We start from the raw sequence: 26,080 nt of genomic DNA, 5'->3' as shown, positions 1-26,080 counted from the left end.
TGATCGTTCCCACGCTCCGCGTGGGAATGCCACCCGGGACGCTCCGCGTCCCCTCGCTGTGTGACGCAGAGCGTCACTGGATGCATTCCCACGCAGAGCGTGGGAACGATAAGGTGAGGGGAGTTATTCGAAGGCGTCGACTTGCTCGAGCAACTCGGCAATCTTCTGCGGCATCAACCGCGTATCGCACCGGGTCTCAACATTGATGATGATCGCCGGGTCGTTGCAGCAAATCCGCACGCGAAAACGCCAGTCACCAAAGATCACCTTTAGCCCATCACGGTCATCCATTTCCAGCGCCTGCTCGCCATACAGCTTTTTCAAATGCGCGAGCAGCGGATACGGATCGCGCAGCGGCCGGCGGATATCCCCGGAGGCGGGAAACACGCCAATCCGCTCCACCAGCAGAATCGTGCCCAGCCAGGTTTCGTTGGCGCTGGGCAACGGCTGATGGCGGGACAACCAGCTCATCACCCCGAGGTTACCCACCTCGCGTTCAATCTCTACGGAATGTTGTGCAATGTTCATGGTGGCCTCGTTGGGTGGGGGGAGCCGTCTCAGCGGCCCTTGAGATAGACGTTTTCGTAGCAGAAGTTGGTCGCCTGCAAATAACCTTCTGCGTCGCCGCAGTCGAAGCGCAGGCCTTTGAACTTGTAGGCCAGCACGCAACCGTTCTGCGCCTGTTTCATCAGCGCATCGGTGATCTGGATTTCGCCGCCCTTGCCCGGTTGGGTGTCGGCGATCAGGTCGAAAATATCCGGCGTGAGGATGTAGCGACCGATGATCGCCAGGTTCGACGGCGCGTCTTGCGGTGCCGGTTTTTCCACCATGTTGTTGACCCGGTAGATGCCGTCGGAAATCAGCTCGCCGGCGATCACCCCGTACTTGTGCGTCTGGTCAGCCGGGACTTCCTGGATGGCGACGATTGAGCAGCGGAATTTCTTGTACAGCTGGATCATCTGCGTGAGTACGCCGTCACCTTCCAGGTTCAGGCACAGGTCATCGGCCAGCACCACAGCAAACGGCTCGTCGCCGATCAGCGGCCGACCGCTGAGAATCGCGTGGCCCAGGCCCTTCATTTCCACCTGACGGGTGTAGGAGAAGGTGCAGGTGTCGATCAGTTCACGGGTGCCGGCAAGGAACTTCTCTTTCTCGGTGCCGCGAATCTGGTGTTCGAGTTCGTAGCTGATATCGAAATGGTCTTCCAGTGCACGCTTGCCGCGACCGGTGACGATGGCCATGTGTTGCAGACCGGCGTCCCGCGCTTCCTCAACGGCATATTCGATCAACGGCTTGTTGACGATCGGCAGCATCTCTTTCGGCATGGCTTTAGTGGCCGGCAAGAAACGCGTGCCATAGCCGGCAGCGGGGAACAAACATTTACGAATCATAAAAGTATCCTGGACAGTCATGGAACACAGGCGACGGATGCGCGCACTAATAGAGGGCGTGCAAGTTTCAATAATTATTGAACGAGTGATTTAATACCTGAGTCAGGTTATTCATGGCAATGTGCAGAGGTGTTAAAACATGGTAATGTTATGAGATGTCGGTTAGTGCGCTATTAGTTATTTTTAGTCGGTAAGTGTTGATAGTGGTTAGTGCGCAGGGAGTGCTAATAAGTACCCGGCAATACAGTTTGACCTGCAAAAATATTTATTGCCAGTCGTTGAACTAAATTTGTTTGAGGTTGTTGTCGCCTTATTTGTGTGGATTACGACACATATCCCATGCAAGAGGCTTGACACACCACGGGGCACTTATCCACAGACGGACCGCGCTATGAAGATTCTGGTAACGGGTGGCACCGGTTATATCGGCTCGCACACCACACTCGCGCTGCTTGAAGCAGGTTATGAAGTTGTTGTGCTGGATAATCTCTGCAACAGCAGCGAAGCGGCCCTGCACGCCATTGAAGGCATCTGCGGCAAGAGTGCCTGGATGATCCGCGGCGATGTCTGTGACCGGGCACTGCTTGACCGGATTTTCCGCGAGCACACCATCGACGCCGTGTTGCATTTCGCCGGGCTGAAGGCGGTCGGCGAGAGCGTGCGCAAGCCGCTTGATTACTACGAGACCAATGTCGGTGGCAGTATTAATCTGTGCCAGGCGATGGCGGCGGCGGGGGTGTTTCGCCTGGTGTTCAGTTCGTCGGCCACGGTGTATGGCGAGCCGGAACAGATGCCGATTCGTGAGGATTTCCCCATGGGTACACCGACCAATCCCTACGGCCAGTCCAAGTTGATCGTCGAGAATGTCCTGCGCGATCTGGCTCAGGCCGAGCCGCGCTGGAGCATCGCGCTGCTGCGTTACTTCAACCCGATCGGCGCGCACGACAGCGGCCACATGGGCGAAGACCCCAATGGCATCCCCAATAATCTGGTGCCTTACATCAGTCAGGTCGCGGTCGGCAGCCTGCCGGAGTTGTCGATCTTCGGTAATGATTACCCAACCATCGACGGCACTGGCGTGCGAGATTACATCCACGTGGTCGATCTGGCGGATGGGCACTTGAAGGCGTTGCAGTCGATCTCGGATCGCAGCGGCATTCATACCTGGAACCTCGGCACTGGCGATGGTTACAGCGTGCTGCAAGTGCTGCAGGCTTTTGAACAGGCGTGCGGGCAAGCGGTGCCGTATCGCATGATGCCACGTCGCAGCGGTGATATCGCCGAGAGTTGGGCCGACGCTTCCAAGGCTGAAAAAGAGTTGGGCTGGAAAGCCACGCGCAACTTGCAGGACATGGTCGCCGATACATGGCGCTGGCAATCGAATCATCCCAAAGGCTACTTGCGATGATGGCCATTTAGTTCGATGTTATTTTCAGTCAGGTTGTTAGATAACGTCGGGAAATTACACTGGCAATGCCTTTTGCAAGTCCGTAGATATAAACCTGCCGTTCGACTTTTATCAGTTGGGTAAGACTGTGAAAGAACGACGGATCATGTTCGCGTTTTTTGCGGACTTGAACGCTACCAACTCTGACTCAGACCGGTTTTTTAACAGGTCGAATGTTAGAAAGGAGTTGTTATGAAGAAAGTGATGGCAGTTGCCCTGTTGACGATGTTGAGCAACTGGGCTGCCGCAGCTGAAGCACCGCTGACGGCGGTAACCAATGTAGGTGGCAATGTGGCGGCTTCTCAAGCGCCGGCAGCCAGTACTGCAATGGTTGCCAGTGCAGTAGCGGCGTCCAACAGCGGTGGCAGTGCCAACGGCGGTACTACCGGTACCACAGGTACCACCGGTACAACCGGCACGCATAACTAACAGGAACATTTGTTAGTGCAGTACAAGGTCGCCCGACGCAAGTCGGGTGACTTTCTTTTTGGATTCGCCCTTGAATAGCGTAGTGCCATTATGACTCGTAGTGTTTATCTTTTAATGTTGGCAAGTCTCGCTTTGCAAGGTTGCATGTTTTCCCCCGGTCAATACCTGAGCACCAGTGACATCACCCGTCAGGGCGCCAGCGAAAGCAGCCGGGTCGAGCTGATTCCGATCACCCCCAAGCTGATTGCCATGAACCGCGCCACGCAAAAGCGTGAGTCGCTGCCAGCGGAGCTGTTGGCGACCCCGGCCGAGTACCGCATCGGCAACAACGATGTCCTGTACATCACGGTGTGGGACCACCCGGAGCTGACGGCCCCGTCCGGCGCGCAACAACAGATTGATGCCAACGGCCGTCTGGTGCGCTCCGACGGCACGCTGTATTACCCGTTCATCAAGGAAGTCCAGGCCGCCGGCCGGACCATCCAGCAACTGCGCTCGGATATCGAACAGCGGCTGTCGGCGTTCATCGCCGAGCCGCAGGTGGATGTCGCGGTGTTGCGTTTCGCCAGCCAGAAAGTCGTGGTCACCGGTGCGGTGACCAAGGCCGGGCCGCAAGCGATTTCCACCAACCCGCTGAGCGTGGTCGAAGCCCTCGGCTCGGCCGGTATCGACACCAACAATGCCGATTTGTCCGGGCTGCTGCTGACGCGCAAGGGCCGCACCTATCCGCTGAATCTCGACTCGCTCAATCAACAGGATTCCGAGTTGCAGAACGTCTACCTCAAGGGCGGCGATCAGCTGTATCTGCCGTACAACGACAACAAGCGCATCTACGTGATGGGCGAGGTCAATCAGCCACGCGCATTGAGCTTCAAGACCGCAACCATGAACCTCACCGACGTGCTCGGTTCGGTCGGCGGCCTGGCCCAGACCACCTCCAATGGCAACGCGGTGTACGTCATTCGTGGCGTGGAAAATCTCGACGTTGAGCCGGCCAAGATCTATCAGCTCGAAGCCGAGTCGCCGACCGCCATGGCGCTCGCTTCGCACTTCCAAGTTCGCCCGCAGGACGTGGTGTATGTCGGGCCTGCCAACGTGACTCGCTGGAACCGTCTGATCAGTCAATTGGTGCCGTCGGCATCGATTGTCGGTACTGGCGCTTCCGCTGCGAAGAACTGGAGCGAATACAGTAACAACAGCAAATAAGGTCGCCGACTTTGAACATTCTGAAAGTTGGCCTGTGCCTGACGGCGGCCTCGTTGCTGTGTGGCTGTAACCCTTTGATGAGCGCTTCGCTGAACAACCTCAAGGCTGCGGTCGTCGGCCCCGACGAAGTGGACGTGACGGCCGCCGAAGTGGCTGCGGTCAACTATCCGCAACTGAAACTGACCACGCCGTCCGGCTCCGGGGTGTTGGCGCTGATGCGCGAGCGTGAAGACCTGCAGTTCTGGGTCGCGTCCGGCAAACAGGTGCTGTTGCTGCGCGATGGCCTCGCCGTGCGCAGCGTCGGCCTGGGCCTGGAAGGCGATCTCGATGGCACGCGGCTGGCCGATGACGCGCCGTTCAAACAAGGTCTGCATCACGTGGCGGATGGTTTCACCACGCGGCGCTGGATCGACCTCTACAAGGGTCAGGAAGTCGGCGTGATCGTCAACAGCCGCTTCTCGCGCCGCTCCGAACAAACCCTGCAGATTCTCGACAAGGAATACAGCGTGCTGCGTGTCGATGAACAGATTGACGCGCCGGCCATCGGTCTGAGCGCGACCAATCATTACTGGGTCGACCCGCGCGACGGTTTCATCTTGCAGAGCGAGCAGCAACTGACGTCGCAGTTGCGCGTCAAGGTCGTGCAGCTGACGCCTGATCGCAGGCACCTGCCGTGATGCGCCTGAGGATGTTATCGGCGGGCCTGATGATGATCGCCAGTGTCAGTCAGGCGGCGGTCACGGTGTCGGGCGATGTCGCCAACCCCGGGCCGGTCCCGCTGCCACCCGGCGGGCGCCTGCTCGATGTGATCGGCGAAGCCGTGCCGAATGCCGAAGGCTATTGGCTGGCGGGCGGATTGCTGCGTCAGTCGCTGATTGAGGAGCAGACACGGCTGAAGGTCGGCGTGCTGTTTGATCTGGATGTGCTGCAGCGCATGTCGATGCTTTTCGATCGGCCGAGTCGAGCGGCGTTGGCGCAGCGCATGGCCGGGGAAGTGCGGCAGATGCCGGGAACCGGGCGGCAGATCGCCGATCTCGATCCGGTGGCGTTGGAAGTCGGCTTCGCACGCAACATTCGTCTCGACGATGGCGATCGTCTGGTCTATCCGAAGCGCGTCGACGAAGTGCAAGTGCTGGGCGCCGTCGCCGAGCCGTGCCACTTGCCGTATCAGCCGTTGCAGGAGGCTCGTGAGTACCTGCAAGGCTGCTCGATTCTCAGCGACGCCGAGGCCGATTATCTGTGGCTGATTCAGCCCAACGGCGCCTCGCAACGGGTCGGCATCGCCCACTGGAATCGCGAGTCCGGGCACTTTCCCGTGGCCGGCAGCAAGATTCTGGTGCCGCTGAAAAATGATGATCTGGATCCGCCTCTACCTGAACTGAATCAGCAGTTGGCCGAATTTATTGCCACGCAGCTGGCCGAGGTGGTTCGTTGAAGTTACGTTTTGCAGCTGTGTTGTTATTGCCCTGCGGTCTGGCCCATGCCGAGCCGCGCATCACCCAGAATGACTTCGGAGGCACCGGTCTGTTGCAGACGCCGACCGCGCGTATGGCGCCGGCCGGCGAGTTGAGCGTCAACGCCAACCGCACCGAACCGTACAGCCGCTACAGCGTTTCGTTGCAACCGCTGGACTGGCTCGAAGGCTCGTTTCGCTACACCGCGATCACCAACCGGCCGTACGGCTCGGAGGCCCTCAGCGGCAGCCAAAGCTATAAGGATAAGGCGGTCGACGTCAAAGTCCGGCTGTGGCAGGAGAGTCACTGGCTGCCCGATGTGGCGCTGGGTTTCCGAGACATCGGCGGTACGGGTTTGTTCTCCAGTGAATTTTTCGTCGCCAACAAGCGCTACGACAATTTCGATTTCAGCGCCGGGATTGCCTGGGGGTATCTCGGCAATCGCGGCGACATCGATAACCCGCTGGGCTATGTCAGCGATCGCTTCGACACCCGGCCAGAGCTGGAAGGCACCGGTGACGTCAACTCGGGTTCGTATTTTCGTGGCCGACCTTCGTTTTTCGGCGGCGTGAGTTACCAGACGCCGTGGGATCGCCTCAGCCTGAAACTCGAATACGAAGGCAACGATTACAAGAACGAACCGAAGGACAACATCATCAAGCAAGACTCGCCGATCAACCTTGGCGCGGTGTTCAAAGTCACCGATTCGATCGACCTCAGCGCTGCGTGGGAGCGTGGCAATACGGCGATGTTCGGCGTGACCTTCCACACCAATTTCGTCAGCCGCAAAGCGCCGGCCAAGACTTACGACCCGACCCCTGAACCGCTGCCGGCGAAGGCACCGACCACGGCGATGGATCAGGTCGATTGGGCCAACGTTTCGCAGCGCCTGCAGCAGAATGCCGGCTACAAAGTCGAGCGCATTACCCAGCGCGATTCCGAGTTGATCGTCTACGGCGAGCAGCAGCGTTACTTCCATTCGCCCAAGGCTGTCGGGCGGGCGAGCCGGGTGCTGGATAACAGCGTCAACGACGACATCGACTGGTTCACCGTGGTCAACAAACGCTACGACTTGCCGGTGGAAGAAACCAGCGTGCCGCGCCAGACCTTCCGTGAAGTGATCAACAACGAAGAGCCGCTGGTATCGCTGCACCGCACCACCGAAATCAACCCGGCGATGCCGCACAACGAGAAAACCCTCTACACCGAAGCACCGCAGCATTTCAGTTATGGCGTGGGCCTGGGCTTCAAGCAGAACGTCGGTGGTCCGGATGGTTTGCTCTATCAATTCACCGCCGATGCCGACGCCGAGTACCGCTTCAATCGAAACACCTGGTGGAACGGATTGCTCAGCACCAACCTGGTCAACAACTTCGACAAATTCGTCTACGACGCACCGAGCGGTTTGCCCCGTGTGCGCACGGATTTGCGTCAGTACCTGACCACCTCCAACACGACCATGCCGTTGTTCCAGGTCAGCCATGCCGAGCAATTGGATAAAGACCTGTATGGCATGGTGTATGGCGGTTATCTGGAGTCGATGTTTGCCGGTGTGGGCGGTGAAGTGCTGTTCCGTCCGACCGGTGAGCGCTGGTCGGTGGGGGCGGATATCAACTGGGTGCGTCAGCGGGATTTCGATCAGGGCTTTGCGCTGCGCGATTACTCGGTGGTGACCGGGCATGTCACGGCGTATACCGATTTGCCGTTCGATACATTGGCGGCTGTCAGCGTCGGGCGATACCTGGCCGGGGATTGGGGCGGCACGCTGGACATCTCGCGCGAGTTTTCCAATGGTGTGCGCTTTGGTGCCTGGGCGACGATCACCACGGCGAGCAGCGCCGAGTATGGCGAGGGTAGTTTCGACAAAGGCCTCTACCTGTCCATCCCGTTCGACGAAATGATGAGCATGTCGACCATGCGCCGCGCCAACCTGGTGTGGGCACCGCTGACCCGTGACGGTGGTGCACGTTTGAACCGCAGCTTCCAGCTGCACTCGATGACCGATAGCCGGGAAGGGGACATGTTCTATCGCAATTTCGAGAAGATTACGGAGTAAGCGCAGATCTCCGAAGCACCTCTGAAACCTGTGGGAGCTGGCTTGCCAGCGATGAGGTCGGCACATTCAATATTGATATTGGCTGACCCGCCGCCATCGCTGGCAAGTCGAATCGTCGCACCGCAGCTCCCACAGGTTATGTGTCTAGCCACAAGGCTTGAGCCAAACACAAATCCCCTGTAGGCCTTCGCCTGCTCGCGATAGCGTCAAACCAGTCGACAATCCCTGTTGCCTGACACACCGTCATCGCGAGCAGGCTCACTCCTACATTGGTTATTTGTCACGCCACAAATCCCGAGCCAATCCCGAATCCCTGTGGGAGCTGGCTTGCCAGCGATGAGGTCGGCACATTCAATATTGATATTGGCTGACCCACCGCCATCGCTGGCAAGTCGAATCGTCGCACCGCAGCTCCCACAGGTTATGTGTCTAGCCATAAGGCTTGAGCCAAACACAAATCCCCTGTAGGCCTTCGCCTGCTCGCGATAGCGTCAAACCAGTCGACAATCCCTGTTGCCTGACACACCGTCATCGCGAGCAGGCTCACTCCTACATTGGTTATTTGTCACGCCACAAATCCCGAGCCAATCCCGAATCCCTGTGGGAGCTGGCTTGCCAGCGATGAGGTCGGCACATTCAATATTGATATTGGCTGACCCACCGCCATCGCTGGCAAGCCAGCTCCCACAGTTTTTGCATCCATCCAAGATCCGATTCCATCCTCACATCCCAGGCACAAAAAAGGGGACTTTCGTCCCCTTGCGGTGTGCAGCGCTGAACCTCAGTAAATGTCCTTCGACAGCAACGTAAACGGTGTCTTCACCAGGATCTTCAGATCCAGCCACAACGACCAGCTGTTGATGTACTGCAGGTCAATCTCCACACGCTTCTGCATCTTGTCGAGCGTGTCCGTCTCACCACGGCAGCCGCTGATTTGAGCCAGCCCGGTGATCCCCGGTTTAATCCGGTGGCGCGCCATGTAGGCGAGGATTTTCCCCGAGTAGAAATGGTTGTGCGCAACCGCGTGCGGACGCGGGCCAACCAGTGCCATGTGTCCCTGCAACACGTTGAACAGTTGCGGCAATTCATCCAGCGAAGTGCGGCGAATAAAGCGACCGACTGCGGTGATGCGCGAGTCATTGCGGCTGGCCTGTTTCACGTCACGGTCATCGTGAACACGCATCGAGCGGAACTTCCAGACCTTGATTACCTTGCCGTTCCAGCCGTGGCGATCCTGCTTGAAGAACACCGGCCCCGGCGAGTTGATCTTCACCGCGAGGGCGATGATCAGCAGGATCGGACTCAGCGCAATGATCGCCAGAAACGCCACGGTTTTCTCAACCAGACTCTTGCTCAAAGCCGCAGTAGGGCGGCTGGTCAGCGGACTCTCGTTGAGGTAAATCGCCGGCAGGCCGTCCACGACTTTCACCGAGTGATTGAGCAGCGTCAGTGCGTTCAGATCCGGCACCCAGACCACGTCGACGTTGGCACCCAGCAAATCGCCATAAATCGCTTCGATTTTCGCGGCTTCGCACAGCGGCAGGGTGATGTACAAACGACGGATGTCATGGGCTTCAATCAGCTTCAGCAAGTCTTCCTGAGCGCCGACCACACGCGGTGCATCTTTACCCAGCGCCGACACATCACCGTTGCTGACCAAACCTACCAACGGCAGATTCTCCAACTGACTGAGCTTTTTCGCCAGACCCAGCGCCAGGTCGCCCGTGCCAACGATCAGCGTCTTGTGTTCACTTTTGCGCGAGCGCTGGTAGTACTTGGAAAACGCATGCAACGGCGCATAGAGAAATGCCTGACCGAGGAAGCCATACACCGCCCAGCTCAGAATCACCTGCCGCGAAAACAGCTCATCGGCCTGGCAAACAAACGCAATGCAAGCCAGCGCGGCCATGGTCATAGACCACCCCATGAACAGCCGACCCAGACCGGTCAGGTAGTTATCGCGTTTGCGATAAACACCGCTGAACGTATACGCCGGCACCGAGGCCAATACCGCAAGAGTGGCGCACATTCGGTAGTAGAACGCGACCGTCCCGGTGTGATGCTCGGCGAGGATGAACAGCAGCGTCACGACAAAGCCCTGCGCCAGCGCCCATTGGCCCCAAAAGGTCAGTCCCTTGAGGCCTGTGCTTCGATTGATACTTAGAGAAAGATCCATACGGTATCCCCAAAAGACGTCCATTCAGGTTTCAACAGTTGAAATCCGAGTTGTTATGCAGACTTATTGTTTTTGTTTTAACGAGTGTCCTGAGGTAACAACATCGATATGCCGAACTGTCGTCAGTCAATAGACTAAGTTATTGGCTGGAATGGTGTCTGACGAGTTCTAACAAGATGGCAAAGTGCCAACTTTTTAATAATTAAATAGAGCAGTGTTAGAAAAGGTCGCAGAGCAGGGGGTGAATAAATGATGTTGTATTTGTTACTGTTGGAGGGGTGGAGGCAGGGAATTGTTAATTCAGGGAGGAAGATGAAGCCAAACAGAGTGCTCTTGTTGTTTTTGTAATCGCACTTGTATCTGTTTGTTTTGTTCGCGGTATCGGCTGCGTGTTTACGCAACGATTTCCTGAATGAGGCAGTAACCGCGATTTCTTACAGCACGAAACAGGCGCTCACCATTACTGGCGCTTTTGAATTTGTCTTGAAGGCGACTCAGGCACATTTCCAGACCGCGATATTGCTCGGGCTCTCGACCGATACTGAGGATCAACTCGTCTCGGCTGACAACGCGCTCTTCATGATTGAGCATTTTCCTCACCAAAGCTGTTTCCAGACCAGTCAGACTGATCTCGATACCGTCTTTGACCAATGCACCTTGATCATTGTCGAGATGCCAGGTTTCGCTGCAAGGCAGATCGCCTTCAATGGCTGGTGGCATATTGCTGCTTTCGCCAGTCAGTGCCGGGATGCTTTGAAAAGGATTGGCGGTTTGCGCAGCCAGCCATTCGGACTCAAGAGTCGCTAGGATTCGCTGGGTATCATGCTCAATACTGCGAGCAACATTCTTTCGACTGACGCTTGGATATGTGAACTCCATCACCATTGGCGCGGAGGAGGGCGATGCAACACCTTCAGAGTTGCCAAACGAATTGAAGCGTTCGCTGGACAACATGCTTTCCAGTTCACGTTGCGACGTTGTGCTGTGAGTCACGACAACAAAATATTTCCTTGGGAGGGTTGTACTAGTTTCCATGTCTCTCTCCTAAATACACACCAAAATTGGCTAAAAGATAAATCGGCAGGCGAGCAATGACTTCCTCGGAAGTAATCGATAGGCAGGGTCTGGGCCCAAGAATGGCCTCGATAAATTCCACTCGAACTGCTGCTATGTTATGGAGTTTTATTGTTATGGGTCGTGTTGCCGCGCTCATTCAATTGCTTGATTTCTAATAGGCGTGAGATGCAGATAGAACGATATGGTTGCATTAGACGATCCTTCGTACGCATGCAAAAGGGTGGCTGCCCTTGAGTCAGGCAGTCGATATCAGACCCCGCAGCAGGCGATAGCCATAGCCGCGAATGCTCTGAATCGCGTTTGTACCATACATGTCCTTGATTTTTCCACGCAAGCGGCTGATCGATTTTTCCAGCGCTCGAGGGTCGTAGAAATTGGTGTTCAGGCCCATGATGCTGGCGATTTCATCATGGCTGAGTATGTGATTATTGGTTTGCGCAAAGGCTTCGAGGATCTTCATCTCGGCAAACGAGATGTCGAGTTTCTTGCCGGTGTCCATCAGGCAGATACGCGTCGGATCAAGCGTGAGGTTGATATCGCGCTGCCACTCTTCACTGCTGAAGAACTCACTCAGCAAATCGGCACCGTCATCGGCAACGGTATTAAGTTTGATACACGCGTCCGCGCCGGCAAGATAGTATTTGATCTTGTTGAATGCACCACGACCGGTGATGACCGCGCAAATGATCGGTTTCAAGTTACCGTTGCGCAGGTTCTGCACCAACGCCAGATTGTCTTCCAGCGCCTGTGGGTTGTCGATGACCAGAAAGATGGCCCGATAATAGCCGCAATATTCATTCAGCTGATATGAGCCAGTGTAGGAACTAGCCTCAAGTGCCATCTCAGTGTGCACATGCTTGGCGACCAGCGCTCTAAAATGTTCAGCCACGCCACGGGTACGACCCAGAGTGAGAACACCAGGTTCGTCATTTGTCGGGCGCGGGCTTCTAGTCGCTAAGTTCCCTGAGAGCATCGTGCATTGACTCGAATTAGTGCTGACATCGGGATGTTAAAGCACCGGTTCTCATCTGTGACTGACAATTGGTAACATTTGCGCGGATTTTAGACGTGTCTCGCGAGTTTTCTAACAATAATTAAGGTTTTCAAGCTTTTAGTTGATTTTCTCGGAGGGGTGAACTACTGCTTAGATGGTGGCGATATGCAATGGTGCCACTATTTTGAGCTTATTGCGATGGCTTTGTCCATGTCCAATTGCCACTGTCTGGCCATCTCTGGATAATGTGATATTGATCACACTTTATTGTCAGGGCAACTTTTTTCTGCAAAAAGGCCTAAATATTTTCTGCGTAGTTCGTCAGCCGACGATTACTAACATGGCTTGAGTGTGACAATTCATAAGACCTATTCTTTGTGATCAAAAGATCGTCCGATCGCGGCCCGAACCTTCGGCAGCTCCTAAAGGAGAATGCATTACAAATGTAGGAGCTGCCGAAGGCTGCGATCTTTTGATCTTCATATACGCCAATTGTGTAACTTCAGATACTCAACCCCTGAGTGTTATTGCCCGGTCGCTTATCAAGAGCGCTCTGACGGAGGATTAATGGATTTCTGGACCCTTTTCCAGGTGTTGATATTAGGTGCGGTAGAAGGCCTGACCGAGTTCTTGCCGATCTCGAGTACCGGCCACCAGATCATCGTAGCCGACTTGCTGGAATTTGGCGGTGAACGCGCCATGGCCTTCAACATCATTATTCAACTGGGTGCCATCCTTGCCGTCGTCTGGGAGTTTCGACCGAAGATCTTCGAAATCATCAAAGTCCTGCCAACTCAACGCAATGCTCAACGCTTCACCCTCAACTTGCTGATCGCCTTCCTGCCCGCCGTGGTCTTGGGCGTGCTGTTCGCCGACGCGATCCACGAATACCTGTTCAACCCGATCACCGTCGCGGTGGCCTTGGTCGTCGGCGGCATCATTATGTTGTGGGCCGAACAGCGCAGCCATGTGATCAGCGTCGAACACGTCGACGACATGCGCTGGTCCCACGCACTGAAAGTCGGATTCGTACAATGCCTGGCGATGATTCCCGGCACCTCACGCTCCGGCTCGACCATCATCGGCGGCCTGCTCTTCGGCCTGTCGCGCAAAGCCGCCACCGAGTTCTCGTTCTTCCTCGCCATGCCAACCATGGTTGGTGCCGCCGTCTACTCCGGCTACAAATACCGCGACCTGTTCCAGCCCAACGACCTGCCAGTCTTCGCCCTCGGCTTCGTCACTGCGTTCATCTTCGCGATGATCGCCGTGCGCGGTTTGCTGAAGTTTATTGCCAACCACAGTTATGCCGCGTTCGCCTGGTATCGGATCGCGTTTGGTTTGTTGATTCTGGCAACGTGGCTGTTTGGCTGGGTCAACTGGACCGCTGCGGCGGCCGCCTGAATGCTGACGCCAGGCGGAGCAGTCCGCCTGGCGCAGTGTAAGAGGAGGGGATTAACGCCCTTCAAGCAACTCGGCAGCCTGATCCAGCAACGCCAACGGATCCTTGGCCTTGTGAATATCCACCGACAACAACTGACGGAATTTGCGCGCCCCCGGGAACCCCGTGCCCAGGCCCAGCACATGCCGGGTAATGTGATGCATCGCGCCACCGGCCAGCAAATGCTCGGCTATATAAGGACGCAATTGCGCCAACGCCTCAGCCCGACTGATCACCGGCGCCGAACTGCCGAACAACTGCTGATCCACCTCCGCCAGCAAATACGGATTGTGATAAGCCTCACGCCCCAACATCACACCGTCAAAGGTCTGCAAATGCTCATGGCAAGCCTCCATCGTCTTGATCCCGCCATTCAGCACAATCTCCAACGCCGGAAAATCCGCCTTCAGCTGCGCCGCCACGTCATAGCGCAACGGCGGAATGTCGCGATTCTCCTTCGGCGACAACCCCTCCAGAATCGCAATCCGCGCATGCACGGTAAAACTGGTGCACCCGGCATCGCGCACTGTGCCGACGAAATCGCACAGCTCCGCGTAACTGTCCCGCCCGTTGATGCCGATGCGGTGCTTTACCGTCACTGGAATCGACACCGCGTCTTGCATCGCCTTCACACAATCCGCCACCAGTTGCGGGTGACCCATCAGGCAGGCGCCGATCATGTTGTTCTGCACACGATCGCTTGGGCAGCCGACGTTCAGGTTCACCTCGTCGTAGCCGTGTTCCTGAGCCATGCGCGCGCAGGCGGCCAGATCCAACGGAACGCTACCGCCCAACTGCAACGCGAGAGGGTGCTCGGCTTCGTTGTGGCGGAGGAAACGCTCGTGATCGCCGTTGAGCAGCGCGCCGGTGGTGACCATTTCGGTGTAGAGCAGGGCGTTCTTCGACAGGAGGCGTAGGAAGAAACGGCAATGGCGGTCGGTCCAGTCCATCATGGGCGCAACGGAGAACCTTCTAGACAGCGTAGAGCCGGTGTTTGTTGGGTATGTAGCTGATTTATGTACCATTTTGCTCTACGTGTTCTAGGCCGATTTCAGGGGGTAAATAGGCGTTTTCTGAGGTCGGTTGGTACAATGTACCAATCACTTTTCCAATTGTACCAGTTGACTATGGCCACGATCAGAGCACGGAAACGCACCGACGGCAGCACCAGTTACACGGCACAGATACGCCTGTTTCGCGATGGGGTGCAAGTTTACCAAGAGAGTCAGACCTTCGCCCGAAAACAGGCCGCACAGGCTTGGGTGCGTAAAAGAGAAACCGAGCTGGACGAACCAGGTGCGATCGAGCGGGCGAACCGACCTGGTGCGACGATCAAGGAAATGATCGATCGCTACTTGGCTGAAATGACCAAGGCGCGCCCTCTCGGGAAAACGAAGCTCGGTACGTTGAAGGCAATTAGCGAGTGCTACCTGGGAAAGTTGAACGACAGAGATATAAGCAGCCAGCACCTAGTCGAGTATGCGTTATGGCGCATGGGCAAGGAGGGTGGTGGCGTTCAGCCTCAGACCGCTGGCAACGATCTCGCACACCTGGGCGCGGTTCTCTCGATCGCTCGACCCGCTTGGGGTTATGAGGTGGATCCGCATGCAATGGTGGACGCGCGCCGAGTATTAAAAAAGCTCGGTTACAACATGAAAAGCCGCGAACGTGATCGCCGGCCCACCCTAGACGAACTCGACAAGCTGCTTACACACTTCCGGGATATCCAAACCCGTCGTCCAACTTCTATCAACATGCTTAAGTTGACGGGTTTCGCGTTGTTTTCCACGCGTAGGCAAGAAGAGATCACTCGGATCCTATGGGATGACTTGGACGAAGCTGGCCAGCGGGTGCTGGTTCGTGACATGAAGAATCCAGGCCAGAAGATCGGTAACGACGTCTGGTGTCATTTGCCGCCAGAAGCATGGGCGATACTTCAGACCATGCCTAAAGTATTGCCTGAGATTTTTCCTTACAGCGCTGAATCCGTGTCCACGTCCTGGACAAGGGCCTGCAAAATCCAGGGCATCGCAGATCTGCACTTTCACGATCTGCGCCACGAAGGCGTCAGCCGGCTTTTCGAAATGGACTGGGATATTCCGCGAGTGGCGAGTGTGTCGGGACATCGAGATTGGAACTCGATGCGCCGTTATACCCACCTGCGCGGGCGAGGGGATGTTTATGCAACTTGGGAGTGGTTCGAGCGCATCCTGCAGGCGCCCGTAAAGCTGGGCGCCAAAACGTTGAAGTGAGTTAGCTGCTGCGCGGCGCGCTATTCAGTTGGTTACTTTCTTTGACTGCTGCAGCGCGCTGCTCATCCAGGTAAGCCGACAGGTCTGCAATATGAATACCTTTCGCGCTTTTCTGACTCGGCTCCATGCGAGTGATAGGGAGCTTTATCTGGCCGGCCCCCACTTTGCGTTGGAACATGTCTGTTGTCAGGTGCGTGAAATAATCCTGACAAACTCGATCCAGCGGAATTACCACTTGGCCATTGTATTGAGCCATCAGTACAAACAACGTTTTCATAGTGCGATTCCTTCGAGTGAGTGAGGTCGATCAATTGGGATTAGGTTGGCTGTTGAGCTGCCAGCCAGTAGTTGAGCGACAACAGCGAACTCTGCCGCGTCGATGTCGCCTAACTCCTTGGCGAAAGTGGTAAGGCATTCAAGACGGATACGCGCTACTTCGGTTTTCCGTACCCGATAATCAAACAGTGCTGTACCTACGATTCTGATAGCCATCAGATGCCGAGCATGGGGGTCACTGTTGTTGAGTGTGTTAGCCTTCGAATCACTGCCGCTTTGGTGCTGTACTTCCATGGTGTTGCCCTCGGTGGTGGTTGATGTCGGGGAGGTGCAACTCCTCGACATCGCTTCTTTTTTCCGTCAGTCCTGGCGGGCCAGGTGAATGATCAGGTCGGCGTACTTCGGATCTTCCTCAGTGCAGGACTGCCATTCCAGTACGCTCAGAATCTGCTGTGGGCGGCACGCGTCCACCAGGATTTCGCGTTGGCCACCTGCGGCACGAACCTCAAGAATTTGCAGCAGTCCGTCCTCCCCATAAGCACCGGCCTGAATCACCGGCTGGCATTCGCCGATCCCTTCCAACCGGTTCTGGATCTCCTGCAGCTTGCTTGTTGTGCCGTCGCCGGCATTGCCCAAAAAGACTTGGATTTGCATCGGTGTAGCCTCCTTTTTTCACGCTTTGAATATCCAGCACTTGACCGTGGTAGGGCGACCGGGCGCTAGGGGTGTTCTGCTGTTCATGGCTGCGCGGACTGCGCTATGTACGGCCTTGTTTGCTTCCAGAAACTTGTGCGAGCGGGACTCTTTCAGTAGGTCACGCAGGGTGGCGACGTCCGCCAGTTTCTGTTTGTGTTCAGCAGCTCGTTCGCTGAATTCGTTGAGGTTTATCGCGATGACGCTCGGGTCGCTGCTGTGATCAACCAAGGGGGCATCGTTGAGTGATTCGAGGTAGTCGTAGACTTCCCAGAATTCAGCAACGGCCGGGTGGTCGGAGCTGATTGACGCCTGGCGCTCGATCGCCATGCGGACGATTTGGCGCTGGGTCGCGGCTATTTGAGGCTCATCCAGTTTTAGGACTAGGCGCAGTGCATCGAGCAGCGAAAGCAACTGAGCGTGGTTCTTGCTAATGCGCTCCACGCGGATGTAGCCGCGCAGGTCATAGCCACAACTGGTGCAGTTGCCCTGGTCGCTGACATAGGCCGTACTGCAGGCAAAACAATGCGTGTGCAGGCGACGCAGCTTGGCTTCGTGTTCGGGCACGCGATGGGCGAACAGATCGAGTACGGCAGATTCTTTGCCCACCGCTTTCAAGAGGAAGTGGCTGAGGGTTCCGCCGTCCAGTGCGTTCAACTGGTCAGCGGCCGCACGGCTTTCCGGGGTGACAGTCGGGCGTACAAAGTGCAGCTTTACGATGCGCGTCATGATCGCTTCGTGAGCCACCACGGCGGCGTTCTGGCTGATGGCGATCGTTCCCCGAAATGGCGGTTCGTACGTCTCGTTGCCCGCCGTCTTGACGCCTTTGGTGGCAAGCGTGCCGCCGCCGTAGAAGTCTTTCAGCTCGTCCCATTCGAAAGTTTTCGCGTGTGCCCGATCGTCGCTGTGGCGATCGGCTTCCAGAAACACCACCGGCATACCTGATACTTGGCCCATCAGGCGCGAGCGTCCGGCCTTGGTCGATTTCATCGGGTCGAAGCCTTCATAGCCTTCGCGTCCGAGCAGTTTCCACAGCAGGTTGAGAAGGGTGGTTTTGCCGGCACCGGCTTCACCAGTGGCTTCCAGAAACGGGAAGGACTGGTAACGCGCGCGGATCTGTTCGCAGAACAACGAGCCGAAAAAGAACACCAGCGCGACGAAGCCCTGGGCGCCGAAGCAGGTCCACAGCAACCGCACCCACTGCTCGTTGAAGTCTTTGCCGTCACGCTGCAGCTTGATGGGGACGCCTTTCTGCAGGGTTTTCAGGCGCAGCTTGCCAAACTCGAAATAGTCTTCGCTGTTGACCTTGTAAGTGGTGCCGTCCTTGATTGCGATATCGCCGTAGACGTAGCAGGCGTATTCCTTGCTGTAACCCACGTAGTCGATGGTCGACACGGTTTTGATGCCGAACAACTGGTCCTTCATCAGCTTGTCGAGCTGCTGACCGCTGCCCGTGAACATGGCGCCGGCGGCCATGCCGAGCAGGCGCTTTTTGAATTCACTGGCCGCTGACAACTGGCCGCTGGTGAAAGTGTTTTTCACACTTTCTGAGTCGTGCGGGAAGTCCACGCGCAGGTAATACCAGGACTCGTCGGTCACCTCGTTACGCTGGAAGTACAGGGCTTGCGGGTAGCAGTTGGCAATCTCAACCACACTGCCGGATTGCTGCAGCGCCTTTTCGCGCTGCTGCGCCTGGTTGAGCAACTGGTCGTCGTGGTTGTCGCTGTCCTCGATGTCGGACATGGCTCGGTTGAATTTCTCCATGTCCAGCTTGAACCAATACAGGCGGCTGCCGAAGCCCAGGTGAAATTCACCGCGCTTGTTCCAGTCGTACATGAGCAAGGCTTTTTCAGCGGCACTGTCTGCCAGCAGCAGGGCGCCCAAATGCCGCGCCTGCTTGAGATCGGTGGCGATCTGTTCGGCACGCTTGGCATCGTCCTGGATGAAGCTCCAGCGCTGATGCAGATCGTTCCAATCAGCCTTGCGTCCGTCGCGCTGGGAGATCTGCGCGGATTCGCAGACGAAGCCCAGGGCGCGGGCTTCACGGACCCAGCGCCGGGTGTAGGCGTTGGCACTCGGTTCGTTATCCAGCGCCCACACCAGCTTGGGCAGCTTGCCGCCTTCACGGGTTTTGATCAGCGCCTTGAGTGAGTCCCCCGGGAACGCGTTGGACGACATTGCAGACACCGCCGCGATGTCGTTGTGCACCAGGGCGATGGCATCAAAGATGCCTTCGACGATCCAGATTTCCTTGACCTCGAGCAGGTCGACGCAGGGCGGGCACCACCAGACGCCGCGATAGCTGTCCTTGGATTTAAAGCGCGCCTTCATCTTGCCAAAGCGGTGTGGCTGATCGATCAGACGTTCCCACCAGCCGCCTTTCTCCAGAGCGAAACGCACCGTGGCGCTGCCGGCGTTGTGTTCAGGGGAATAGAAACTTTCCTGCGTGAACCAGCCCTGAATCAACTCAAACCGAAAGCCTCGGGCGTATTCCAAATAGGCGCGCGCGGTGGCGTTGGGGTGCTGGTCCGTCGCCGGCGCACGCTTGCTCCAGTCCTCAAACAGATCGTCGTACAGCTCTTTTACGTGCAGGGTATGGCCGCATTTTTCCGGGCGACCACAGATCACCATCCATGGTGTATCGAATCGGGAGTACAGCTCCTTTTTCTTGCACTTGGGGCAGGTGCCACCGCGCATGTAATCGGTGCCTACGCGGTGCTTCAGTCCGAAATCGAACTGGAGGCGTTGCAACACGTCGTGGCGGAGATCTTCTTTCATGATTACTTCACTGCTTTGAGGCTGAGGGAGAGGGCGGCCATCAGGCGTTTCTGGGCGGCCATCACCGGCGTTCTTTCGAGGATCGAGCTGTGCCGTTTTTCTTGCGGGACATACCGGTACTCATCCGCGTACCAGTAGTCGTTGAGGCTCAAGCGGTACTGCTCACGCATCGCAGCCAGAAGTGCTTCGGCCTCTGCAGGTGGCAGCTGGGTGGTCAGAATTACGGCGTTTCCCATCTTGAAACCTCGATTTCGGGCGCAGCTCACCCAAACCCACGGAGTGCGGGGCAGGCGTTTGTGTGAGGGTTGGTGTTACGAGTTGGCTAAGCGAAAGCGGCCAAGGTCCGGCGCGTTGATGATTCGCTCATAGATAAGGCTGACCGGTACGGCCCATTGTCGGCCGGTGACCGGATCAACGATCACGGTGTGCGTCGACGTGCTGCTCTGGATGTTCAGGCGTTGCCGATCACGAACAGCGACCATGGTGGTGCCTGCCAGGTGAACGATTTTTTCAGCGACCTGCGTTTGCACGTCGTAGTCTGCAACCAGGTGTTGAACAGCCCGGCTGAACAGTTGCTGATCGTCGCTCAGGTGTTCGCAGTGGTGACGTTCAAGAAACGCCAGCGCGGCGCTCTGCAGGACATCCTGGTATTCCGGTACTGCAGACAAATTGTTCATTGAGCCTTTCCTGCGCGGTAGAGAGCGATGGCAGCCAGCACTTCAGCGTGCCTTGCTGCTACGTGGAGGTTATGCGCGTCCATGATGAATTCGGCTTCTTCATCACTGATCGAACCGTCTTCAAGAGCAGCGGCAATTGCTTGATCAACACACCCGCGCTTTGCAGAAACCTGCACAGAGCGTCTGTAAAGTTCGACATTGTCGAGCGTTCCAGGATCAGCCACCGGTACGAACAGTCCCCCGTACATCGACGCGACGTAGTTGGGGAAATGGTGCGTTCCGCATTCCCGCTCCAGGATGAAAACTTGAGTGTCACTTAGAGGACTGCAACCAGCATTTTCGTAGGCATGGTTGTCGAATTTTTTGAGCTTCAGACCCAAGCGCGCAGCAGCCGATTCGCGTCCGCCGGTGTAACTGCGGATGATCTCGCTCATGACTTCTTTGCGGGTATCTAGGATTGGACTTTTCAACTTCTACTTTTCCCTGTTGAGCGCCGCTATTACTGTTCGATCACACCGTCTTTGATGCCGAGTAATACTGCGGCTCGGTGTGCCTCCCCACGGCGACACTGGCTTTGGCCACTCAGCACCGCGTATACGGTGCTGGGACTCAATTCATGTAGAAGTGCAAAGTCCTTCGCGGATTGCCCGCGCTTTTCTAAAGCTTTCCGCGCTTTCTGGCGGGCTTGCTCGCTGATACTCATCTTCGGCATAGTGCAAATCCATGCAATTTCATGTGGTGTGAAATGCAGAATGATGCATCGTGATGCATTTGTAAATATTTGGGATGAATGATTTTGCATCTTTCTGAAGAAATTGGTTCTCGCCTGCAGGAAGAGCGGAAGCGCTGCGGCATGACACAGGGTGAGATTGCCGAAGCAATTGGCGTTGTGAAGCGAACCCAAGCGAATTACGAAGCAGGGACAAGTGATGCTCCCGCTTCGTATCTGAGCAAGGTTGCTCTGCAGTTCGGCTTTGACGTTCCTTACATCCTCACAGGTGTTCGTACAAACCTTGCTGAAAGTGATTTGAACGAAACCGAAGACTGTCTGATTAAGCAGTTCCGAAGCATTCCGGAAGACGATCAGAAGGCTATTCGCCGCATCCTTGAAGCGATGGCCGACGACGTCGCTCGGCACCGGTCTTAACTCGCAACAATCCCGCACTGTCATTGGGGTATCTCTTATTCCAATGCAGTTGCGCACCCCCCATAAAGTCCATTCAGCAATGCACTTTATGGAGTAGTTAGCATGTTGGATCGCAAGAAGAACGATCACATCAACCTCGAACACGCCGGGTCGGAAGCAACCGTACTCACGGACATTGAGCGTCGACTGATCGATCTGTATCGCCGGCTGAGCCGCACTGAACAGCAACAGGTTCGTCGCGTGGTCGAGATACTGGCAATCAACCCGAAGGAGAAAGTTGAGGGCTGACCGTCATTCCTTGAATGATCCCGATCGCCGGCGCTAAAGCGTTGGCGGTTTGTAGCTATGCCACCGCCTGCGATCCCAACTGCTCGAAAAGCTCCCGCTGCTTCGCTCGGGGCATTTCCCGCAAGCGATCGATCAACATCCGCTCGAATGTCTGCGAGGACGGACTGAGCGTGTGCGAGAACGTCAGATTTGCCACCCATGTGTGCCCGCACTTTGCGTCCAGGCACTGGCAGTACAGTTTTACAAAGGCTCTGGTTACCTCTTCCCGCGAGGCAATCCGGCCCTTGTGTCCGCAATTGCATACAACTCTCATTGTGTCCCTCCCCAGGGGCAGCTGATCGCCACCATATTGCCACAATATGTAGTGGCTTTCTCTCCATCTGGTTGTTCATGCAGTGGCATCCACTGCTTCAGGAGTAGGCTTCCAGCTAAAGCGCCTGTCTTCTCGCAGCTTGTCATTCAGTTGGTTGAACAACTGGCAGATCGGCCGGATCTCGTTGCTGGTGTACACGCGATCGATCTTTTCGATGTCTCCGAAACCACCGGTGTTTTCCGGGATGATGCCGGCCAGTGCCGGGTTCATGCGCCATGCGGCGATAACGTCGTTTCGGGTGATGTTCTTCACCTTCTCCAGTTCGTCTTTCGCCTGGAAGTCACCCACGGGGATGATCTGGATCGCGTTTTCTTTGCCGTTGGGGATGTTGACGAACATCGAGCGGAAGTTGCCCACGCCCTTGCTGGCACTGATCTGTGCGCGCAGCTCGTCCTCGTCCTCTTCGGTCAGGTCAGGATCGTTGGTGTAGAAGATGTAACCGGCGTGCGCGCCGTTGCTGTAGTACCGACGGCGGAAGAGGGTGGCCGCCTCATTGAGCAGCAGCGCCTGCAAGCCGCCCAAGTAGTCCGGGATCCCGTAGATGTTCTGTTCCACGTCGTAGTCCAGGACGTGTGAAATCTCGTGCTGTTCGAACTCCATTTCCTTGTTGTCGGGCAGCAGCATCACGAAACCGCCGTCGACCTTTACCCGCATGTTGATGGCCGGAAGGTGCTGCAGCTCCAGCACCTGGCCGAACGCGTTGGTGTCGTTGTAGAAGTACGATTCGCCAAACACCATATAGTCCAGCCCGGCGCGCCCCATCGTCTCAGTGCTGCAGCCGGCCGAAGGGATGAACTCACGCAACAGCAGGTTGCGTTTGAATTTTGGAATGGCGCCGTGGTGCGCGTTGGCGCGTAGCAGCTTGGCCAGACCAGCCCGTGACACCGGAGGTTTGTAGATCTTGCCGTCGTCGCTGGGGAACACGCCCACGTACTCGCCGATGTTGCCGGACAGCACCTGTTCCGGCTCCCCGAACGTAAACGAGCGCATCGGTTGCTGCGTTGGTTGGGCTACGTGTTGCTTTCTGCGCTTGCGGTTGGCCATGGCTGCTCTGGTTACTCGTGACGTAGCGGCTGCGACGCCGCTTGTTGGTGTTCAAAGGTTCGTTGGACAGGGCGTGCATCACCGCCCAGGCAATGTCGGCGTGACCGGTGGCTTCGGTACGCGATGCGCTGTAGGTGATCTGGCCACTGTTGGTGGCGCCGCGCTTGATGGTCAGGAATGCCTGGGCGATATCGGTCCAGCCGGCGTCCCACTCGATGCGACTGCCTTGGATCGTGTCCTGGGCTTTGAGCACCAGGGCGTTTTTCGCCTCAAGGCTGTAGTGAATCGGTGTCGCCTTGGCGTAGAAGTCGCGCACCAGATCGAACACGCCGTAACCCACGCCGGTGACGTCAATGCCGATGTGCTGGACGTTGAAGCGCTCGGTCAGCTTCTTGACCTGTGCAGCCTGGTAGGTGAACGAGTGGCCACGCCAGCTGTGCTTCTCCAGAATTCGGAACTTCGCCCCGGGTTCGAGTGGCGGGGCGATAACCACACAGGTGGCGTCGTCGCGGGTGCGGCTTGGGTCGTAGCCCAGCCAAACCGGACTGTTGCCGAAAGGACGTTCCAGCTCCGCGTTGTAGTCCTCCCACAACGACAGATCCGAGTAGCAGCGTTCCAGATCCTTGAGGCTGAATGCGCTTTGGGTGCTGTCGATGAACTTGCAGTAGAACAGCTGCTGAAATTTGTCTTCGTCGTACTCCAGCTGCAGCTGCTCCAGGTCGAACAGATCGCAGCCGCCGGCGATCGCATCGTCCAGGGTGATCGTCTTGCGCCACTGGCCGTCCGGACACAGCGCGCCCTGTGTGTAGGCCGCTTCGCTCGGCCACACACCGCCGGCCTTCTTGCCGCGTTTGCTGTTGCGGAATTCATCGCCCGACCAGAATGGGTACGCCTGGTGCGACACGGCGCTGGGCGTCGAGAAATAGGTTTTGCGCCACTTCTTGTGTGTGCCCATAGCACTGGCCACGGTGCTGAGTTTTTCGAAGTCGCGAATCCAGAAGTATTCGTCCACGTAGACGTGGCCGTGGTAGCCCTGGGCGGTGCTGCTGTTGGTGCTGAGAAAGCGCAGTTCGGCGCCGTTACTCAGTGTGATCGGATTGCCCGTAAGCTCGATGCCGAACCACTGCTGGGCGAACTGGATGATGTAACTACGGAAGATCTCGGACTGCGATCGGCTGGCCGATAGAAACACCTGGTTGTCACCGCTCAGCACAGCGTCCATGAAAGCTTCGCCGGCGAAGTAGTAAGTCAGACCGACCTGACGGCTTTTGAGGATGTTCCGGACACGGCGAGTCAGTGGGTTCTGTTTCGCCTCGAACAGCTCTTTCTGGTAGCCGTACATCTTCGAAATGAATTTATCGATAAAATCAACTTCGGTCAGGCCACTGATGTCGTTCTTGGCCTTCTTTTCGCGCTTCTTGGCGCCGCCTTCGCTTCGCTCACGGCGTTGACCAGGTTGCCGTTCGCGAGGCTCATTCGGTGCGTCCGAGGGCGCTGCCTGTGCAGGCTTGGCTGCAAGTTTTTTCAGCCGCTCAAGCAGGCTCGTCAGCCGCTCCAGTTCGTCCAGTTCGGCTTTCGTCAGCGCATCGATCTTTTCCAGGATCAGGGTGATTCGTCGGTTGACTGCGCTCAACGGTTCTTCATCCGTCAGCATCTCGTCCCAGCCGCCTTGGCGGATCCAGTAATAGACGATTCGGATGTTGGGCAGCTTCAGATGCGCCTGTATTTCCTTCACCGAACAGCGGCGCAGATAGAGGCGTTTTGCGGCTTCTTTAACTTCGGTCGGGTAGTTCATGGGCCGCAGTCTATGCGGCGAAAACCCCGGAAACGCGGGGTTAAATGCTGCGATCCGCCTATCTCCCGAAAATAGGAGAACTCCGAATTTCAACCGTTTGTTTGGCGGTAAACGGCTCCCTATCGTGGCGGCTCATTCAACGATTGAGCGCAGTCACCACTCATGCCCCGTTCCCTTGTCTCCTACTGGAAACGTGTAGCCACCAGCGGCCCGACCGTCGATGGCCGCGAGATCCTTCCCCAGGAACTGCGCGACATCGCCGAGACCTACACGCCGACTTTGTACACCGCTGTTATCTGGTGTGAGCACGAACGCTGGTTCGGATCCCACGGAACGGTTTTCGCTGTGCGCCTGGTCGAGGAGGGCGACGATTTAGAACCTGGCCAAGTCGCCCTTGAAGCGCAACTGAAGCCAAACGACAAGCTGCTGCGCCTGAATGACGCCGGCGAAAAGCTGTTCACCAGCATAGAGATCAAGCCGAATTTCCGGGGCCGTGGAAAAGCCTACATGACCGGTATCGCCGTCACCGACGAACCCGCCAGCGTCGGCACGCAGGAACTCTACTTCTCCAGTCGCACCAGTCGCGATGCGTACTACGCCGCCTCCCAAGAACTCGGCCCTCTGCGCGAAACCGAAGCGCAGGGCGAGATTGGTCGCCTTGTCGGCATGTTCACCCGCCTGTTCAAGCGTTTCGGCATTGACGACACCGCCGCCGAAACCACTCCGCAAACCCCAACCGAGAGCAAACCCCCAATGGATGAAGCTACCGCAACGGCTTTGAAAGCCCTGCTGGCCCAGCTGCTGGTCGTCGCTGCCGGCATTCAGGCCGTGATTGAGCCTGCAGCCGAAGACGCACCAGAACCCGATCAAACCCCGATCGATGACGTCAGCGCGGCAGTCGACGAGATCGTCACCACCGCCGAAGAAGAACGCGAATTCAAGCGCAACGGCGGCAGTTCCAACAAAGCAGTGTTGGCAGCTCTGACCAGTCTGCAGCAACAGTTCACCACGCTGCAGAACACCAGCACCGGCCGTCAGTTGCCGCGTTCCACCGGCGCAGCCGACAAAACCAAAGCGCGGGTACTCTGA

28 protein-coding genes are annotated in these 26,080 nt (G+C 56.8%); 11 read left to right on the top strand and 17 right to left on the bottom strand.

Features of this window, described 5'->3' with window-relative positions; genetic code table 11:
• Positions 1 to 123: 123 nt before the first annotated feature.
• Positions 124 to 528 (bottom strand): mannose-1-phosphate guanylyltransferase, encoded by a 405-nt coding sequence (locus tag AK821_RS25925; protein ID WP_064392785.1) that lies wholly within the window; start codon positions 526 to 528, stop codon positions 124 to 126.
• A 29-nt stretch (positions 529 to 557) separates the two neighbouring features.
• Positions 558 to 1,391 (bottom strand): UTP--glucose-1-phosphate uridylyltransferase GalU, encoded by an 834-nt coding sequence (gene galU, locus AK821_RS25920; protein WP_042560129.1) that lies wholly within the window; start codon positions 1,389 to 1,391, stop codon positions 558 to 560.
• Positions 1,392 to 1,782: 391 nt separating this feature from the next.
• Between galU and galE the strand changes: the two genes are divergently transcribed.
• From galE to AK821_RS25890, 6 genes are all read left to right on the top strand, one after another.
• The gene (galE, locus tag AK821_RS25915) at positions 1,783 to 2,799 is read left to right on the top strand and encodes a UDP-glucose 4-epimerase GalE (protein WP_064392783.1); all 1,017 of its coding nucleotides are present in this window, start codon (positions 1,783 to 1,785) and stop codon (positions 2,797 to 2,799) included.
• A gap of 231 nt (positions 2,800 to 3,030) precedes the next feature.
• Positions 3,031 to 3,267 (top strand): hypothetical protein, encoded by a 237-nt coding sequence (locus tag AK821_RS25910; RefSeq protein ID WP_007910552.1) that lies wholly within the window; start codon positions 3,031 to 3,033, stop codon positions 3,265 to 3,267.
• A gap of 144 nt (positions 3,268 to 3,411) precedes the next feature.
• Positions 3,412 to 4,473 (top strand): polysaccharide biosynthesis/export family protein, encoded by a 1,062-nt coding sequence (locus AK821_RS25905; RefSeq protein WP_064392780.1) that lies wholly within the window; start codon positions 3,412 to 3,414, stop codon positions 4,471 to 4,473.
• Between the two features lie 11 nt (positions 4,474 to 4,484).
• On the top strand, positions 4,485 to 5,150 hold the full coding sequence (locus tag AK821_RS25900; RefSeq protein ID WP_064392779.1) for a YjbF family lipoprotein: 666 nt from the start codon (positions 4,485 to 4,487) through the stop codon (positions 5,148 to 5,150).
• Complete coding sequence (locus tag AK821_RS25895) at positions 5,150 to 5,908, top strand: capsule biosynthesis GfcC family protein (protein WP_064392778.1); 759 nt, start codon at positions 5,150 to 5,152, stop codon at positions 5,906 to 5,908. Before AK821_RS25900 ends, AK821_RS25895 begins: the two co-directional genes overlap by 1 nt.
• On the top strand, positions 5,905 to 7,983 hold the full coding sequence (locus tag AK821_RS25890; protein WP_064392777.1) for a YjbH domain-containing protein: 2,079 nt from the start codon (positions 5,905 to 5,907) through the stop codon (positions 7,981 to 7,983). The genes AK821_RS25895 and AK821_RS25890 overlap by 4 nt, the downstream gene beginning before the upstream one ends.
• A 781-nt stretch (positions 7,984 to 8,764) precedes the next feature.
• Here AK821_RS25890 and AK821_RS25885 read toward each other — a convergent pair.
• The 3 genes from AK821_RS25885 to AK821_RS25875 form a co-directional block, all read right to left on the bottom strand.
• A complete protein-coding gene (locus AK821_RS25885; RefSeq protein ID WP_064392775.1) occupies positions 8,765 to 10,159 on the bottom strand; it encodes an undecaprenyl-phosphate glucose phosphotransferase in 1,395 nt (464 codons plus the stop codon).
• A gap of 393 nt (positions 10,160 to 10,552) precedes the next feature.
• On the bottom strand, positions 10,553 to 11,194 hold the full coding sequence (locus AK821_RS25880) for a winged helix-turn-helix domain-containing protein (RefSeq protein ID WP_064392773.1): 642 nt from the start codon (positions 11,192 to 11,194) through the stop codon (positions 10,553 to 10,555).
• Positions 11,195 to 11,471: 277 nt separating this feature from the next.
• Positions 11,472 to 12,209, bottom strand: a complete 738-nt coding sequence (locus tag AK821_RS25875; protein WP_064392771.1) for a winged helix-turn-helix domain-containing protein — start codon at positions 12,207 to 12,209, stop codon at positions 11,472 to 11,474.
• A gap of 588 nt (positions 12,210 to 12,797) precedes the next feature.
• On the opposite strand from AK821_RS25875, the gene AK821_RS25870 reads away from it, so the two are divergent.
• Positions 12,798 to 13,631 carry an undecaprenyl-diphosphate phosphatase gene (locus AK821_RS25870; protein WP_064392769.1) on the top strand — a complete coding sequence of 278 codons (834 nt, stop codon included), beginning with the start codon at positions 12,798 to 12,800 and terminating at the stop codon, positions 13,629 to 13,631.
• 51 nt (positions 13,632 to 13,682) lie between these two features.
• On the opposite strand, the gene dusA is transcribed toward AK821_RS25870, so the two are convergent.
• Positions 13,683 to 14,693 carry a tRNA dihydrouridine(20/20a) synthase DusA gene (dusA, locus tag AK821_RS25865; RefSeq protein WP_082355494.1) on the bottom strand — a complete coding sequence of 337 codons (1,011 nt, stop codon included), beginning with the start codon at positions 14,691 to 14,693 and terminating at the stop codon, positions 13,683 to 13,685.
• A gap of 102 nt (positions 14,694 to 14,795) precedes the next feature.
• Here dusA and AK821_RS25860 point away from each other — a divergent pair, with 102 nt between their 5' ends.
• Positions 14,796 to 15,920 carry a site-specific integrase gene (locus AK821_RS25860; protein ID WP_064392853.1) on the top strand — a complete coding sequence of 375 codons (1,125 nt, stop codon included), beginning with the start codon at positions 14,796 to 14,798 and terminating at the stop codon, positions 15,918 to 15,920.
• A gap of 1 nt (position 15,921) precedes the next feature.
• Here AK821_RS25860 and AK821_RS25855 read toward each other — a convergent pair whose 3' ends face one another.
• The 8 genes from AK821_RS25855 to AK821_RS25820 all read right to left on the bottom strand — a co-directional run bounded on the left by AK821_RS25855 (position 15,922) and on the right by AK821_RS25820 (position 21,056).
• Positions 15,922 to 16,197: a pyocin activator PrtN family protein gene (locus AK821_RS25855; RefSeq protein ID WP_064392767.1), complete on the bottom strand. Its 276-nt coding sequence runs from the start codon at positions 16,195 to 16,197 to the stop codon at positions 15,922 to 15,924.
• Positions 16,194 to 16,490: a hypothetical protein gene (locus AK821_RS25850; protein ID WP_064392852.1), complete on the bottom strand. Its 297-nt coding sequence runs from the start codon at positions 16,488 to 16,490 to the stop codon at positions 16,194 to 16,196. Before AK821_RS25850 ends, AK821_RS25855 begins: the two co-directional genes overlap by 4 nt.
• 66 nt (positions 16,491 to 16,556) lie before the next feature.
• Complete coding sequence (locus AK821_RS25845; RefSeq protein ID WP_064392765.1) at positions 16,557 to 16,850, bottom strand: hypothetical protein; 294 nt, start codon at positions 16,848 to 16,850, stop codon at positions 16,557 to 16,559.
• A gap of 18 nt (positions 16,851 to 16,868) precedes the next feature.
• Positions 16,869 to 19,667 (bottom strand): toprim domain-containing protein, encoded by a 2,799-nt coding sequence (locus AK821_RS25840; RefSeq protein WP_064392763.1) that lies wholly within the window; start codon positions 19,665 to 19,667, stop codon positions 16,869 to 16,871.
• Positions 19,668 to 19,669: 2 nt separating this feature from the next.
• Entirely contained in the window at positions 19,670 to 19,903 is a 234-nt protein-coding gene (locus tag AK821_RS25835; protein WP_064392761.1) for a hypothetical protein, read from the bottom strand.
• Positions 19,904 to 19,978: 75 nt separating this feature from the next.
• A complete protein-coding gene (locus AK821_RS25830; RefSeq protein WP_064392759.1) occupies positions 19,979 to 20,344 on the bottom strand; it encodes a hypothetical protein in 366 nt (121 codons plus the stop codon).
• Positions 20,341 to 20,814, bottom strand: coding sequence for a YmfL family putative regulatory protein (locus AK821_RS25825; protein WP_064392757.1), 474 nt, complete (start codon positions 20,812 to 20,814; stop codon positions 20,341 to 20,343). The genes AK821_RS25830 and AK821_RS25825 overlap by 4 nt, the downstream gene beginning before the upstream one ends.
• Positions 20,815 to 20,843: 29 nt before the next feature.
• Positions 20,844 to 21,056 (bottom strand): hypothetical protein, encoded by a 213-nt coding sequence (locus AK821_RS25820; protein WP_064392755.1) that lies wholly within the window; start codon positions 21,054 to 21,056, stop codon positions 20,844 to 20,846.
• A gap of 78 nt (positions 21,057 to 21,134) precedes the next feature.
• Here AK821_RS25820 and AK821_RS25815 point away from each other — a divergent pair, with 78 nt between their 5' ends.
• Positions 21,135 to 21,491, top strand: a complete 357-nt coding sequence (locus tag AK821_RS25815; protein WP_236708340.1) for a helix-turn-helix domain-containing protein — start codon at positions 21,135 to 21,137, stop codon at positions 21,489 to 21,491.
• 102 nt (positions 21,492 to 21,593) lie between these two features.
• The gene (locus AK821_RS25810) at positions 21,594 to 21,779 is read left to right on the top strand and encodes a hypothetical protein (RefSeq protein WP_064392754.1); all 186 of its coding nucleotides are present in this window, start codon (positions 21,594 to 21,596) and stop codon (positions 21,777 to 21,779) included.
• A 55-nt stretch (positions 21,780 to 21,834) separates the two neighbouring features.
• Here the strand turns inward: AK821_RS25810 and AK821_RS25805 are convergent, their stop codons facing one another.
• The 3 genes from AK821_RS25805 to AK821_RS25795 form a co-directional block, all read right to left on the bottom strand.
• A complete protein-coding gene (locus tag AK821_RS25805; RefSeq protein WP_064392752.1) occupies positions 21,835 to 22,092 on the bottom strand; it encodes an ogr/Delta-like zinc finger family protein in 258 nt (85 codons plus the stop codon).
• A gap of 75 nt (positions 22,093 to 22,167) precedes the next feature.
• Complete coding sequence (locus AK821_RS25800; protein WP_064392750.1) at positions 22,168 to 23,037, bottom strand: phage portal protein; 870 nt, start codon at positions 23,035 to 23,037, stop codon at positions 22,168 to 22,170.
• Positions 22,949 to 24,991 carry a terminase large subunit domain-containing protein gene (locus AK821_RS25795; RefSeq protein WP_064392748.1) on the bottom strand — a complete coding sequence of 681 codons (2,043 nt, stop codon included), beginning with the start codon at positions 24,989 to 24,991 and terminating at the stop codon, positions 22,949 to 22,951. Before AK821_RS25795 ends, AK821_RS25800 begins: the two co-directional genes overlap by 89 nt.
• Positions 24,992 to 25,153: 162 nt before the next feature.
• On the opposite strand from AK821_RS25795, the gene AK821_RS25790 reads away from it, so the two are divergent.
• Positions 25,154 to 26,080, top strand: coding sequence for a GPO family capsid scaffolding protein (locus AK821_RS25790; RefSeq protein ID WP_064392746.1), 927 nt, complete (start codon positions 25,154 to 25,156; stop codon positions 26,078 to 26,080).

This window comes from Pseudomonas sp. RIT-PI-r (assembly GCF_001297015.1).
GTDB lineage: Bacteria > Pseudomonadota > Gammaproteobacteria > Pseudomonadales > Pseudomonadaceae > Aquipseudomonas.
This window is presented reverse-complemented; position numbering and strand designations above follow the sequence as displayed.